A 13,835-nucleotide genomic window follows, 5' to 3' on the forward strand; every position below is an offset into this window, starting at 1 on the left:
TGCGCGTGCCTCAGGCGACCAACTGAGTCACGGTACACCCCAGCACTTTCGCAGTCACAATCTGTCCCTCGGTTTGTGGGGTATCGAATGTGACTTCGGTGAATTGCTCGGTCCGGCCCATATGGGGGTTCTCCATCAGGATGTGATGGGTTTTGCCGATCTGGGCGCTCAGGTGTTTGGTGACCTGAGCCTCACCTGCAGCGCGCAAGCGGGCTGCACGGTCTTTGATGATATTCCCGTTGATCTGCTGCGGTATCCGGGCCGCTGGGGTGCCGTCGCGCTTGGAATAGGGGAAGACGTGCAGCCAAGTCAGATCGCAGTCTGTGACCAGCTTCAGTGAATTCTCGAAATGGGCATCAGACTCGGTCGGGAAGCCTGCAATGATGTCGGCGCCAAAGGTCATTTCAGGGCGCAGTTTGCGGGCTTCTTCGGTAAAGCGGATGGCATCCTCGCGGAGGTGGCGGCGCTTCATCCGTTTCAGGATCAGGTCATCCCCGTGCTGCAGCGACAGGTGCAGATGCGGCATCAGGCGCGGTTCCGTCGCGATGGCCTGCATCAGGTTTTCATCCACCTCGATCGAGTCGATCGAGCTGATCCGCAGGCGCGGCAGGTCGGGCACCAGTTTCAGGATGCGCATCACCAGATCGCCCAGTTTGGGCTGTGCGGGCAGGTCTGCGCCCCATGAAGTCAGGTCAACGCCGGTCAGAACAACCTCGTTATACCCCCGGTCCACCAGCCGTTTGATCTGATCCACCACGACACCAGCCGGGACGCTGCGAGAGTTGCCTCGACCATAAGGGATGATGCAAAAGGTGCAGCGGTGATCACAGCCATTCTGCACCTGCACATACGCGCGTGAGCGTGTTCCGAACCCGTCGATCAGGTGCCCGGCGGTTTCGGTGACCGACATGATGTCATCGACCTGCACGGCCTCGGTTTGGCCGATGAAGTCCGCCGCCATTCCCTTCCAGGTGTTGGGCTGCATCTTCTCGGTATTGCCGATGACCGCATCGACCTCTTCCATCCGAGAGAACGTCTCGGGTTCGGTCTGAGCGGCACAGCCGGTTACGATCAGTCGCGCGTTCGGGTTCTCGCGGCGCAGCTTACGAATCTCCTGCCGTGCCTTGCGCACCGCCTCGGCCGTGACCGCGCAAGTGTTCACTACCACCGCGTCGGTCAGCCCCGCCTGTTGCGACAGCTCCTTCATCGCCTCGGTCTCATAGGCGTTCAGGCGGCAGCCCAGCGTGGTGAACTTGGGGGGATTCATCCCAAAGACCCCAGGAATTCAGGCGTCAACGTGCCTGAGAAAACATGGCACGTCGGCCCAGTCATCCAGACGCCATCCTCGCGCCAGTCAATCCAGATGGTGCCGCCATCCAGATCGATCTGCACCTTGCGCCCGGTCAGGCCGCGCCGTGCGGCTGCAACGGCCGTTGCACAGGAAGACGAACCCGACGCCAGCGTAATGCCCACGCCCCGCTCCCACACGCGCATACGAATGTGATCCGGCCCTATGACCTGCGCCACTTGTACGTTGGTACGCTCGGGGTAGAGCGGATGATGCTCATAACGCGAACCAAATTCGGTCAGCGGAATCGCTTCGGCATCTTCAACAAAGAATGTGCAATGCGGGTTGCCCATGCCAGTGGCACTTGGGCCGCCCTCAATCGGCAGTTCCAGCGTGTCGACCTCTTCGGCCAGCGGAATCTCGTGCCAGTTCAGCTGCGGTTGCCCCATGTTAACTGAGGTCAGGTCGCCTCCAGCGTCGCGCGCATAAAGCGTGCCGCGTTCAGTGGTCAGCGTCAGTTCGGATTTTCCGGATTCTGCCATAAGAAAGCGAGCAATACAGCGCGTCGCGTTCCCGCAAGCCGCCGAGGTCGATCCGTCCGCGTTGTAAAACACAAGGTGTGCATCCGCTTCACCGTTTTCAATCACAGCCAACTGGTCAAAGCCCACACCGAATTGCCGGTGCCCGATTCCCCGTGCCAAAGCGGGGGTGACCTCAATGTTATCCACGCGTGCATCCACAATGACAAAGTCATTGCCTAGCCCGTGCATCTTCATGAAGGGCAAACCGGTGTCGTGTGTCTGTTGCATGGCGGGCATATAACGATGGTCAGGAAAGGAATCCACCCTGCGGTGAAGATTCCCGAAAAAAGGGGTTGACCCCCCTAAGCCACCTGCCTAAGTAGGCCGCCTATCGGGACGCTGGAAACAAGTTAAGTTAAGGTGGAACGAAGCGCAAAATAAAGGCTTGAACCCGGATGGGAAAATGCCTTAGAGAGCGCCACGGATCGAAGAGATCCATAAAAAGAGTGGGCCGTTAGCTCAGTTGGTAGAGCAACTGACTTTTAATCAGTGGGTCGCAGGTTCGAATCCTGCACGGCTCACCACTTTTTTCAATGAAAACAAAAAGTTACGCAGGCTTGCGCGGAGATCGTTTCGTGCCGCGTAGCTTGCCGGAAGCAATACGGAAGCACTGTAGCAAAGATTGAAGTGTGCCTATAGGACCACAATGACAAAGCGCGCCTTATTCTGATTTTGGTTGCTAAGGCCACCGAGCAGACCTTCGCTGTATTAGCAACACTGACCATTACGGGCGGCGGCTTTGCGCAAAAGCGGACTTTGCAAAGTTTCGAGTACCTCACGAAATTGCCCTTAACCAAACGACGAACATGCTGGGGTGTCGTCAGGTAAACTAGCCGTTCGCAGCATTCCAACAGAATCTCTATGCGAAACCCATAATTGCTTTAAGGCCGCTTAGACATCGTTGGTCCCTCACTTTGATCATCGCCCACATTATGTCGGCGTCTTGTGGTTACCATGCTTGGTCTCCACTTCGAAAAATCTGACTTTGTCATCGCCAGACCGACGCCTCACAAAAGTGAATAGGAATAGGGCGAATAGCAGAACTATGGATTCAATGGATCAGGATGGATAGTCTTCCGTGCAGGGGAGGACGGGAGTGGAACGTCGCCTTACTACCATCTTGAGTATTGACGTCGTGGGCTACTCGCGGCTGATGGAACGCGACGAGTCAGCGACCTTGGCAGCACTAAAGTCGCACCGGTTGGAACTCATTGACCCCTTTGCAGCGAGTTTTGGTGGCAAGACGATCAAGTTGATGGGTGATGGTGCACTGCTGGAGTTTGAGAGCACCGTACAGGCAATGAAATTTGCCGTTTCTGTACAAAACGAAATGCTTTCTCGAAACTCGGACGTTCCAGAAAACGAAAGAATTGTGTTTCGGATCGGCATAAATATCGGAGATGTGATTGCCGAGGACGGAGACATTTATGGTGATGGTGTTAATGTCGCTGCCCGCCTTGAAGGCTTGGCTGAGCCCGGAGGTATTTGCATTCACCGCAGCGTGCGGGATCAGGTGCAGGACAAACTGGATCTGAATTTCGAGGATCTGGGTGAGACCGAAGTCAAGAACATAGAGAGACCAGTCCGAGCCTTTGAAGTCGTACTGGATGACAAGGCCAAGGCTTTGGCTGTATCAGAGCCAGTTGCGCATACGAAACCACACATATCCAAATGGGTGCCAACTCTGGTCGGTGCAGTATGCATCTGCTTGGTGCTGGTTGCGGTAATATGGTGGCGATCCAGAGATGTGGCCCCCCTGACCGAACAAGAGGAGTTGGCGCTTGCCATCCCGGACGAACCTTCCATCGTCGTTTTGCCCTTTGAGAACCGCTCAACAGTTGAAGAGGTCGGCTATCTGGCGGAAGGCTTTGGAACAGCGATCACTACGCAGCTTTCGAAGTTTCCACAGCTATTTGTGATCGCTGGTTCGACTTCGATTACCTTTGCGGACAGCTTGGCCAAACCGCGAGAAATAGGTCGAGAGCTCGGTGTGCGATATGTTCTGTCAGGTAGCGTTCAGAGCGTTGGCGAGAATATTTCAGTTAACTCGACACTTATAGAAACGGAGACGGGGCACGCATTATGGTCGGAACAATATGACATTGGGATCGAAGAATTGTTTTCCGCTCAGGCCGACCTTATTCGGGAAATCGCATCCACCCTGAAAATAGTAGTTGAGGAAGAAGAAGTCGCGTCGCTGAAGAAACGACCGACCGATGATCTTGAAGCATATGAGCTATTTCTGAGGGCCGTTGCCAAAAGCAAGCTGTTGAATACTGCAAGTCGGCAAGAGGCAATTGACCTGCTAGAACAAGCTATAGTGCTCGATCCAGACTACCTTTCTGCACATATTGAACTGAGCGGTCGCTATCTTAGCCTTTGGCGTTTCGGTGGGTCGGACGATCCGAAAACTGCACTGAACAAAGCTCGTCAACACGCAGAGCGCGCATTGGAACTGGATCAATCTGACTATCGTGTTCAACATCGCTTAGGACAGCTACACTTGTTTGCCGACCACGATCACCAACTCGCTTACCAAGCGTTTCAGCGCGCAATTCGGGAGAACCCGAATGATCCTGAGGTCTTGTATGACATGGGTTTTTTGCGCTCGCTCATGGGTGAGCCAGCCGAAGCGATTGAATGGAACAACAAGGCAAAAAGGGTCAACCCGCGTTATCCCGGCTGGTATAATTTTAACGCGGCCCTTTCTCATTTTCTAATCGGAGATTACGAACAGGCAATTCTGCTGGCAAAAACCGGTATCTCAACTTATCCAAGGTCGCTTCCTCCGCGCCGCATCTTGGTCGCAACCCTTGCAGAAATGGGACGTCTGGAAGATGCACAGGTTGAAGCAAAAAAATTACTCGAAATCAGGCCGGACTTTCGTGTTTCTACACACAGAAACACGCCCTTTTTGCGTTCAGAGGACCAGGACCGGTATTTTGGTGCGATGATTGCAGGTGGGTTGCCTGAGTAGCTAGGTTTTCGAAACCCTGAATACTGTCAGGACGTGCAGTCTCCACTTTTTGTAGCATAGTTGCTTGAATGAGCCCGCCCGCTCCTCGGGATCAACAAAGCTCGCTGATGAATGTCTGGGCTGGGCTGCGACCTGTCGAAGGCACTTGCAGCACCTCGGCGGCTCAACAACGTCCGGTAAGGGCTCCCAAGGACGCAGCCCGCTGGCAACCGTGCGGGATTTCATTCGGCGCGCTAGCGCCTCTCTTTTACAGTCTAGGTCTTGTCGTCAATTACATGCCGATTGGCCTGCATACATTCCAAGTCCAGCACCAGCCGCCGTAGCAAGGGTTTTACCCGAGCCTGCACCAATCTGGTTGCCTAGGACGCCACCAAGAGCTGCCCCCCCCAAAATACCAGCAGCACACCGAGCGTCGCTTTGTGCTTGAGCCTGAGTTGGTGTTGTCGGGGCTCCACATGCTGCCAAGAGCAATGCGCCACCAAGCAGGCAAGCTACTGTTGTCTTCTTCATGTCGGATTCCTTACGTTCATTAGTACGTCATAGGCTCTTGTTTCCAGACATGTAGGTTCTTCCGAACCTCTCTCCAACCCGCAGTCGATCCACAAGCAATAACCCGCCCAAGGCGGGCTAGTTCGTCGGCTGAGCAATGTCGTCGTATGGCTCTGAGGTGAACCGCAGATTAAACTACCGACCTGACTTTCAAGGTCAGCAATCCCAAACTCCTAATTCCACCATTTTCGACTTTCTGCGAGAACAAGTAATCAAATTATGATCAACCGCGACCATGGGATCGATAAATGCTCAATTGGGCACAGCACAAAGGAAGGCGGGTGCGCGTCAGTGGGCTACGCTATAAATCGATATCTGTTCTTGGCTTCTTGCAGCTTGTTTGCGGCGCGCTCAGGATCAGCCTTTATGTTCTCTGCGAGCCTGCCTCCAACGCTATCCATGAAATCACTCAACTCACTTTCCTGAGCATCCTCCAGTGCGGCCAGCGTGATACCAAGACCGGCCAGTTGCGCTGATATCAACCGAATTTGCTCAGTGCGATGTACGTGCTTTACGCTTGTGGCATCGACATAGCTTCGCATTTCCAGCAAATCATTTTCTGACGATCCTGAAATCAAGTCCCAGATTTCATGGTTTTGCCACCGGGCGCGGTTTCCATCGTCAGGATCAGGTTCACAGTACCGTATCTTCTTTAGTGCCTCGGCAATGACATCACCGAACATGGCGTCAAATTGGGGCCACTTTCTGATCTGCCATCGATCCTTGAGCAAGTCCTTCCCGGCTCGTACCTCAACACGCCAGACGCGGCTACCGTTCATCTCCTCGATCAGCTTCGCATGAAACTGAAACCCCTGGAGGCTCCTGATTCGTGTCTTCCGAAAAAGTTTTGGGGATATTTTGGCGAATTGAATGTTAGTCATAGCTCGGTTTTTCCTCTTGTTTCGGGGGCTTCTCTGCCTCAACTAGAAGATAGGTCCGACACTCCGAACGCAGTAAAAAATCAGGCGGAAAAAGACTGAAAAAAGCAAAAAAATCCGGCGTTCGCGCACCGGAAATTTGAGTGCTTCTGGGTCAAGTGTCATTCAAACTGAGGGGTGGGCGCGCAATTGGTCTGCTACCACTGCCGAAAGATTGATCACTCTTCTCAGGAAGAGAGCAATACGCCCCGGCAGGAAAACTGCTGGGACTTTCTGCTTCTTAGAAAACAGGTCGGCGCGCACACTTACTGCGCTAACAGCCAGCTCACAAAACTATCCAGTTCGTGTGTCCAGACCAAGTATAGACCTGACGCTTGAGCACTCTTGAGGTTTTCTACACCGAACACACCTGAGAGCAGCGCAACCGGAACGATTCCCTCACCCGCTTTTGTGTTCCAGTGCCCAGCCTTCGCTGCTGTATCGTTGAGGACGCGCTTGATCGAGTTTAGCGCCGACGCCGAATCCTTTGCCTCCACAGCGACGATCCGGCCATCGGCCAACCCGATCAAAATATCGGCCTTGCGGCCATAGACTGCGCATTCTCCATAGAAAGTATTCGCCGTTGGCCACTGCGATGGCGATTCGATTTTGTTCGGTGCTTTCATCTGCTCATAGCCGAGCTCAAGAAGCCGATCCTTCAGGGCCTTCTCGACAGCTCGACCAAATCCACGCCTCTCTGTCTGCAAGGTCTGCGTAGCGTGGAGCGCCGCCGTGGCCCGGATTGCATGTTTCAGTTCATGCGGGGCGGGCGTGCGACGATCATTGATCCAGGGAAACCTGATTGGGTCCGACAGGCTACAAATCAACCGCAGGACCGCCTGAACCAAGTCATCCTCGACCTTGAGCCGCGTCTTGGTAATCCGTACAGTGGAGCGCGTCACCAAAACATTCAGGTCATTTTCGGAGACAGGTGGACCAGCGACATAGCGCAATGCATTCAGCAGGTCGGAATCGAGGAGAACCTCCCGGACGACTTCAACATCAGGATTCTTGGGATCAACTCCAATCAACGTCTTAAAGAGACGCATGATTGCGGCTTGACGTAGAGAAATATGAGCAAGGTATCGATCACGCGGTTCTTTCAAACGGCGATCAACGAAAGCGTCAATGGACGCCTGCGCTTGCTCCTCTAGCTCGGCGTCGGTCCATATGGTAGGTAGTCGAGACACGTTAGGAATACTCATTGAACAGTAAATTCTGGAAGACGATCGGGGGAGGGGACGGGTAGTCGAGATACCTCTCCTGGCTCGAACTTTGCCAGCCCTCCGGCATAGATGCGGCCTGAATTGATACAGACGTTCTTGGAGAGATATGCCACAAGACGTGAAAGCGTGGCGTCATCCAGCGGCTCACGCGGATAAAGGCCGTGCGCAATGTTAAGATGCCGCGCCCCGCAAGCGTTGCGCACGAATCCTGGGGCACGCCGCGCCATGTAAGTGCAAAGGATTGGTGCCGGATCTTTCAGTCCAACAGACCACCAGGCCCGTCGGTGGCGCGCGACATAGCTCTCATGCGCGCCCTGTTTTCGCGCCCAAACCAGGAAACGCTCGACGGAATCGCGTTCAGCGTCTTCAAGATCATTGAGGTCACGCGGCAAGTCGACCACGCGACGCAGACCACTGGCGTCTTCAAGTGTGGCTCCTGCTTCGAGGAGATCGCGGGCTTTCGTGATGCAGGGCAGAAGATACCGCTTTGGAAGCTTTTCTGCCTGCGGTCCCGCGATCCACACGCCGTTCGCGCCTGAAACCTGGCCGCGATGAACGCGAAACAGATCGCCAAGTTCGATATGGCCTGGCGCTGGTTTTGCCCCCTTTCGGATATGAATAGACCACCGGGGAGCCTCTTCCAAAGTCGCCCATTCGATCGTCGACCCTGAACTCAAATCCGCCAGGGACTCGACAGAATCGACGGAGTCTACAAGGAACCGATCCGGGCGCTCCCCGAGATTGAAGGCTGTGATCGCCCCCGTAGTCAGTGCATCGGCGAAGGGACGGGCATCTGGGGAAATGACATGGAGCGAGGCACCGCCAAGCCCGTTGGCAAGCATCTGTCGTAGAACCGATCCATAGTTCACGTCGATCCATTCTGCCGCTGTAATGAAAGCTCCAAAATCACCAGGCCGCCCAATACTCCTGGTTTTCAGGAAGAAGTGGATATGCAGACCGGCAAGCTTGCTCGCCCGGAATCCCAGCGCAGTCGCTGTCTTTCCGAACCAGTCTTTCCACCGCTCACTGATCTGGTGGTGTCGCACATATGGTGGGTTGCCGATGAAAAGCGTCGGGCCGTTGGTGGCAGGGAGAGATATCCGGCGGAAGTCGCTCGCCCGGACAAAAAGACGATCGGCAAAACCAATCACCGCCGCATTGGCGCGGAGCAGGAGCCGGGCCAGAGGGTCAATCTCAACAGCAATCAATTCTGCATTCGGGAAGGCGCGTGCTGCTGCAATCGTAAAACGCCCTGATCCTGCCCCTGGATCAACGATGCGAACCGGGGTTTTTGACTGACGCTGTGCCCAAGCAATCATCGACGCCACGATCGCGGGCGGCGTATAGGTGGCGCCATCCTCGCGCCGTTCTTCCGGGCTGCGCAAGGCGCAGAAGACATCGCCAAGAGGATCTCCACCCGCTTCGATCCCGCGCCGGAACGTCGCAACCAGTTCAGGCGAGGCAGCCTCGCGGCGATCGACAAGCCTTTGCTCCAATCTGGGCAAGACCATGTCTGGTCCGATTAAAGCCGCAGCAACACCGGCGAGCTGATCTTCGCTCTCAATCATGGCTCTTTCCTGCGTTTCTTTTCAGCCAAATATAGCTGTCAGATTTCTTCGAATAGCTTACGAAGCGAGAGACCGCGTTGCGCGGCTTCCGCCTTCACTTCTCGGGCCAGTGCCGGAGCCAAGGAAAAGCCGACGATTTGGCGTTTTGTTTTGGAATTCTGCCTGTTCATGATGTGATTTTTTGTCGACGAGTCGACAAGTGTCAATTGATATTCGTTCGCTGGCCGCAACAGCGATAGCTATGGATTGGGCTGTGTGTTTCTGATTTCCTGTATCATGCCCCCGGCTCCTGGCTGTCCTCAACCTGAAACAGAAGTCGCAAAACGCAGCCGGTTCTATTCGATGTGCCAGCGCCACTGATAGAGCCACAGCCACGCCAGAAGCGCAGAGAGCGGGGTCAGATGGTGCGATAGGGCAGCGCCCTGGTCAAGGTGTAGAGGAGACCAAGGCGCGCTGTCTTGAGTCTCATTGGTTGAGGCCCATGTCGTTCTCGATTTTGGGAATACACCACCTGCAGACGGTCTGCTGACAACGGGAAAGAGCCGAAAACACTTTATTTATAAAGGCTTCAAGATCTTTTGCTGACGCTGACTGGGGGTCTCCCCTCGGTCAGGTCAGATTATTTTGCTGACATTTTTTTCGGAACCGTAAGCGGGGACCTATCTGGTTTTTGCCCGCCGAAAATCGGTTGGGAAAGGTCTAAGAAGGAGAACAATAATGACCAAAGCTATTCGAGCAAAAGAGTTTGATTCTGCGAGCATTCTCGAAGCGTATCCTGACATGAGTGAAGAGGGTCAAAAGACCGTCAGGATGATGCTGTCTTTCAAAGGGGAGAAAACATGGAAGGGGCTGCAGGTTGTTCCTCCCGGTTCCATTGCTGATGAGGTCGTTGATATTTTTAAGTCGGAATCAGATATTCCCTTGGAACTTCCGTTGATGATTATTTTTCTTTCTATTCTGGGCATTTGAATGCAGCCGGAGCAAAGTATCGGATGGGCGGACAAGATCACCCTGTAAAACTCTGGTCGGTGGTCCTGGGACCGTCCGGTGTCGGCAAAACGCTGGCGATTGACAAAATTACGGAATACATGACCGGTGATCGACACGGGCAACCTGCCCCTATCATTGAATCGGCATCATCAGCAGCAAGATTTGTTGAAGACATCGAAGCTAAGCCTCGCGGCCTCTTTTCGAGAGATGAGTTCGGGCAGTTTTTGCATCAGATTCAAAACATACAATATATGGAAGAAATCAAAGATGTGCTGCTCCGCGCTTATTCCGGCAGTCCGATTGAACGGAAGACCAAAGAAACAGATATATCTATTTCGAACCATGCAATCAACATTCTTGGATTGACCGTTGGTGAGACATTCTCAGATCAAATCAGAGCGGCCTCCCTGGTCGATGGCTTTGCCCAAAGATTTAACTACATCCTGGCACCTAAAGACCCCGCCCGACCTACGACTGACTTTCCGATCTGTTTTGAAAATGACGACACACCAGAGATGAAAAAGCGCAAGGACGGTATCAGGAGTGCGTGGGAAAGGGTCGTGGGGCATCCTGACTTATTCGATGCTGTTTTCGAGTTCGATCAGGAAGCAATCAGCTTCTACAAGAACAGTTTCAAGGAAATGTTCAACGAAGAGGAGGTTCCGACGAGCTTCTATCGCCGCACGGCCTTCTCCGCATTTTCCTACGCAGTTATTTTTCATACGCTTGCCGCCAAGCCAGGATTAAAAGTTGAGAAGGACAGTATGTCATTGGCAATCCGTATGATCGGCCTTCACCTTGAGGCTGCCCGCGATTTGCTCAAGAACTACGGTCTTTCAGAGCTGGAACTGACTATTCAGAAGGCTGAGAAGGTCAAAGCCAACTGTGAAAATAGCGGAAAGAAGTTTGACAACCGCGCTCTGGTTTCTGGTGTTCGTGAAATCAAAAATGCTGCCCAGGCAAGAGGAATTACGGAGCTCATGAGGTAAGCGAGCGAGGGGGTCCTCCGTCAGCGTCAGCAAGAGAGCCTGAAACCATTGTAAATAAAGTGTTTTTGGCTCTTATTCATCGTCAGCAAACCGTCTGCAAGTAGTGTTTTGGGATTTAGTGAGCGCTGGTGTGAGAGCTTCCTCAAAAGGCAGTCGGCCAGCCCAATGAGATCGCTTCCATGATCTCCATGTTGAAAGACCCACGTTTCTTCGAACAGCGACAGCCAACACGTTATAGAACAACGTTATTTCGTTCCGAGTTTCGTCCCAACTACCGTTCCGCAATGCAATGAACTTCATGTAAGTTATTGGATTTTATGGCGACCCCGGCAGGATTCGAACCTGCAACCTGCCCCTTAGGAGGGGGCTGCTCTATCCAGTTGAGCCACGGGGCCGCGCAAGGCTCTCTGTACCTTGGTTTTTCAGGGTTGTCATGACCTTTGCACAACAGTTGTAAATCCCATCCTGTTCACGCTACCATCGGGCAAAACAACAGTGCAGGTGCTCTCCGTGACCACAGAAACAAAACGCCCGCTTACCCTTCGTGACGTGTCTGAGGCTTCCGGAGTATCCGAGATGACGGTCAGCCGGGTTCTGAGGAACCGGGGCGACGTGTCCGACGCCACCCGAACCCGTGTTCTGGCCGCCGCAAAAGAGCTGGGATATGTACCCAACAAAATCGCGGGCGCGCTGGCCTCAAGCCGGGTTAATTTGGTCGCAGTGATCATCCCGTCATTGTCAAACATGGTATTTCCCGAGGTCCTGACCGGCATCAATCAGGTGTTGGAAGATACCGAGTTGCAGCCGGTGGTCGGTGTCACCGATTACCTGCCCGAGAAAGAGGAAAAGGTCCTGTACGAGATGCTCTCGTGGCGTCCATCGGGTGTGATTGTCGCAGGGCTGGAACACACGGACGCAGCCCGTGCCATGCTGGATTCAGCAGGCATTCCGGTTGTCGAGATCATGGACACCGACGGCAAACCGGTTGATGCGATGGTCGGGATTTCCCACCGCCGCGCCGGGCGCGAGATGGCCGAGGCGATCCTAAAGGCCGGATACCAGCATATCGGTTTCATGGGTACCAAGATGCCGCTGGACCACCGTGCGCGGAAACGGTTCGAAGGCTTCACTGAGGTTCTGGGCAAAAACGGCATCGAGATCGAAGATCGTGAGTTCTATTCCGGAGGATCAGCTCTGGCCAAGGGCCGTGAGATGACCCAAGCCATGCTGGAACGCTCTCCCGATCTGGATTTTCTGTATTATTCCAACGATATGATCGGTGCGGGCGGATTGCTGTACCTTCTGGAACAGGGAATCGACATACCGGGGCAAATCGGTCTGGCCGGGTTCAATAACGTCGAACTGCTGCAGGGCCTGCCGCGCAAGCTGGCCACAATGGATGCCTGCCGGCATGAAATCGGGCGCAAGGCGGCGGAAATCATCGCCGCACAACTGGCCGATCCAAATGCCGAGGTGGACACACGCGTCACCCTGACCCCTAAAATCAGCTATGGCGACACACTGAAACGGCGCTAAACCTATGGCGCTGCCGCGGTTGAACAACAAGGCGGCCCGCGCCCTGTTTATGGACCGCCATGCTCTGGCCGAACAGCCCTCGGGCGGGGCCAAGGATGGGGATCTGCTGAATCTGATTCACCGGTTGGGTTTTGTACAGCTGGACAGTATCAATACAGTCGCCCGCGCCCATGACATGATCCTGTTTTCGCGCAGATCATCCTATCGTGCGACGAACCTCAAGCGTCTCTACGAAAGAGACAAGGCGCTGTTTGAGCATTGGACCCATGATGCCGCCGTTATCCCAATGGAGTTTTACCCTCACTGGCACCTACGCTTTCAGCGCGACGCAGAGTTGCTTAAATCCCGTTGGAAAAACTGGCGCCGAGATGGGTTCGAGCAGCGGTTTGCCACGGTCTTGCAACATATTCGCGACCATGGGCCAGTGTCGTCATCGGATGTAGGCAAGGATAAAAAGAAAGGGTCAGGCGGCTGGTGGGACTGGCATCCGTCAAAGACAGCGCTGGAGTTCCTGTGGCGATCCGGCGCTCTGACCGTAATTGGCCGAAATGGGTTTCAGAAACGGTATGACTTAACCGAAAGAGTGATCGAAACGCACCTGTGCCCGGGCAATATGAGCTGCGAAACCGAGGAAACGGTGGATTGGTTGTGCAACGCTGCGATGGACAGGTTGTGCTTTGCGACGCCCGGTGAACTGGCCTCTTTCTGGGACACAGTCACTGTGACTGAGGCCAAGGAATGGTCAAAAAAGGCTCTAACACAGGGCAAATTACAGGAAATCGAAGTCACTTGCGCCGATGGCCGGCTTCGTAAACTGCTGGCCCGGCCGGGTATGACCGAGGCCAAGACACCACCCCCGCCGGGCCGAATTCGGGTGCTCAGCCCATTTGATCCCATGCTGCGAGATCGCAACCGAGCCGAGAGATTGTTTGGATTTCATTATCGGATCGAGGTTTTTGTTCCCGCCGCCAAAAGGACCTATGGGTACTATGTTTTCCCATTGCTTGAGGGTGACCGGATGATCGGTCGCATTGATATGAAGGCAACCCGCGATCGAGGAGTCCTTTACGTCAGCGCCCTGTGGCCGGAGCGGTCCGTGCGCTGGTCAGATGCCCGAACCAAACGGCTGCACTCTGAATTGGACCGGATCCGCCGGTTCGCTGGCCTAGACCGAGTCGACTTCTCAAATGACTGGTTAAAAGACGCCAAATAGA

11 protein-coding genes and 2 tRNA genes are annotated in these 13,835 nt (G+C 54.3%); 6 read left to right on the top strand and 7 right to left on the bottom strand.

The annotated features are described in order from the left end of the window. Positions 1 to 10: 10 nt before the first annotated feature. Both mtaB and dapF read right to left on the bottom strand, forming a co-directional pair. Positions 11 to 1,267 (bottom strand): tRNA (N(6)-L-threonylcarbamoyladenosine(37)-C(2))-methylthiotransferase MtaB, encoded by a 1,257-nt coding sequence (gene mtaB, locus GOW93_RS05865; RefSeq protein WP_170382192.1) that lies wholly within the window; start codon positions 1,265 to 1,267, stop codon positions 11 to 13. Beyond that, complete coding sequence (gene dapF / locus GOW93_RS05870) at positions 1,264 to 2,106, bottom strand: diaminopimelate epimerase (protein WP_170382193.1); 843 nt, start codon at positions 2,104 to 2,106, stop codon at positions 1,264 to 1,266. The genes mtaB and dapF overlap by 4 nt, the downstream gene beginning before the upstream one ends. A 211-nt stretch (positions 2,107 to 2,317) precedes the next feature. Here dapF and GOW93_RS05875 point away from each other — a divergent pair. Further along, positions 2,318 to 2,393: transfer RNA gene (locus GOW93_RS05875), tRNA-Lys, on the top strand. A 572-nt stretch (positions 2,394 to 2,965) separates the two neighbouring features. Further along, the gene (locus tag GOW93_RS05880) at positions 2,966 to 4,846 is read left to right on the top strand and encodes a tetratricopeptide repeat protein (RefSeq protein WP_170382194.1); all 1,881 of its coding nucleotides are present in this window, start codon (positions 2,966 to 2,968) and stop codon (positions 4,844 to 4,846) included. 267 nt (positions 4,847 to 5,113) lie between these two features. Here the strand turns inward: GOW93_RS05880 and GOW93_RS20835 are convergent, their stop codons facing one another. From GOW93_RS20835 to GOW93_RS05900, 4 genes are all read right to left on the bottom strand, one after another. After that, complete coding sequence (locus GOW93_RS20835) at positions 5,114 to 5,356, bottom strand: glycine zipper 2TM domain-containing protein (RefSeq protein WP_170382195.1); 243 nt, start codon at positions 5,354 to 5,356, stop codon at positions 5,114 to 5,116. Between the two features lie 335 nt (positions 5,357 to 5,691). Then, a complete protein-coding gene (locus tag GOW93_RS05890; RefSeq protein ID WP_170382196.1) occupies positions 5,692 to 6,276 on the bottom strand; it encodes a hypothetical protein in 585 nt (194 codons plus the stop codon). Positions 6,277 to 6,578: 302 nt separating this feature from the next. Further along, on the bottom strand, positions 6,579 to 7,517 hold the full coding sequence (locus GOW93_RS05895) for a XamI family restriction endonuclease (protein WP_170382197.1): 939 nt from the start codon (positions 7,515 to 7,517) through the stop codon (positions 6,579 to 6,581). Further along, entirely contained in the window at positions 7,514 to 9,106 is a 1,593-nt protein-coding gene (locus GOW93_RS05900; RefSeq protein WP_170382198.1) for an Eco57I restriction-modification methylase domain-containing protein, read from the bottom strand. The genes GOW93_RS05895 and GOW93_RS05900 overlap by 4 nt, the downstream gene beginning before the upstream one ends. A 717-nt stretch (positions 9,107 to 9,823) precedes the next feature. Here GOW93_RS05900 and GOW93_RS05905 point away from each other — a divergent pair. Further along, a complete protein-coding gene (locus GOW93_RS05905; protein ID WP_170382199.1) occupies positions 9,824 to 10,075 on the top strand; it encodes a hypothetical protein in 252 nt (83 codons plus the stop codon). Between the two features lie 23 nt (positions 10,076 to 10,098). Beyond that, positions 10,099 to 11,085, top strand: a complete 987-nt coding sequence (locus tag GOW93_RS05910; RefSeq protein ID WP_170382200.1) for a DUF3987 domain-containing protein — start codon at positions 10,099 to 10,101, stop codon at positions 11,083 to 11,085. Between the two features lie 318 nt (positions 11,086 to 11,403). On the opposite strand, the gene GOW93_RS05915 is transcribed toward GOW93_RS05910, so the two are convergent. Continuing rightward, positions 11,404 to 11,480, bottom strand: a tRNA-Arg gene (locus GOW93_RS05915). 115 nt (positions 11,481 to 11,595) lie between these two features. On the opposite strand from GOW93_RS05915, the gene GOW93_RS05920 reads away from it, so the two are divergent. Together GOW93_RS05920 and GOW93_RS05925 are read left to right on the top strand one after the other, a co-directional pair. After that, the gene (locus GOW93_RS05920; protein WP_170382201.1) at positions 11,596 to 12,621 is read left to right on the top strand and encodes a LacI family DNA-binding transcriptional regulator; all 1,026 of its coding nucleotides are present in this window, start codon (positions 11,596 to 11,598) and stop codon (positions 12,619 to 12,621) included. Positions 12,622 to 12,625: 4 nt separating this feature from the next. Beyond that, positions 12,626 to 13,834, top strand: coding sequence for a winged helix-turn-helix domain-containing protein (locus GOW93_RS05925; RefSeq protein WP_170382202.1), 1,209 nt, complete (start codon positions 12,626 to 12,628; stop codon positions 13,832 to 13,834). Position 13,835: the final 1 nt, after the last annotated feature.

Source organism: Ruegeria atlantica (assembly GCF_013032455.1).
Classification (GTDB): Bacteria; Pseudomonadota; Alphaproteobacteria; order Rhodobacterales; family Rhodobacteraceae; genus Ruegeria; species Ruegeria atlantica_B.

What these genes read in the sequence shown, in the direction of transcription:
- mtaB (WP_170382192.1), bottom strand. Translation starts at nt 1,267, where the DNA reads ATGAATCCCCCCAAGTTCACCACGCTGGGCTGCCGCCTGAACGCCTAT.
- dapF (WP_170382193.1), bottom strand. Translation starts at nt 2,106, where the DNA reads ATGCCCGCCATGCAACAGACACACGACACCGGTTTGCCCTTCATGAAG.
- GOW93_RS20835 (WP_170382195.1), bottom strand. Translation starts at nt 5,356, where the DNA reads ATGAAGAAGACAACAGTAGCTTGCCTGCTTGGTGGCGCATTGCTCTTG.
- GOW93_RS05890 (WP_170382196.1), bottom strand. Translation starts at nt 6,276, where the DNA reads ATGACTAACATTCAATTCGCCAAAATATCCCCAAAACTTTTTCGGAAG.
- GOW93_RS05895 (WP_170382197.1), bottom strand. Translation starts at nt 7,517, where the DNA reads ATGAGTATTCCTAACGTGTCTCGACTACCTACCATATGGACCGACGCC.
- GOW93_RS05900 (WP_170382198.1), bottom strand. Translation starts at nt 9,106, where the DNA reads ATGATTGAGAGCGAAGATCAGCTCGCCGGTGTTGCTGCGGCTTTAATC.
- GOW93_RS05905 (WP_170382199.1), top strand. Translation starts at nt 9,824, where the DNA reads ATGACCAAAGCTATTCGAGCAAAAGAGTTTGATTCTGCGAGCATTCTC.
- GOW93_RS05910 (WP_170382200.1), top strand. Translation starts at nt 10,099, where the DNA reads ATGGGCGGACAAGATCACCCTGTAAAACTCTGGTCGGTGGTCCTGGGA.
- GOW93_RS05925 (WP_170382202.1), top strand. Translation starts at nt 12,626, where the DNA reads ATGGCGCTGCCGCGGTTGAACAACAAGGCGGCCCGCGCCCTGTTTATG.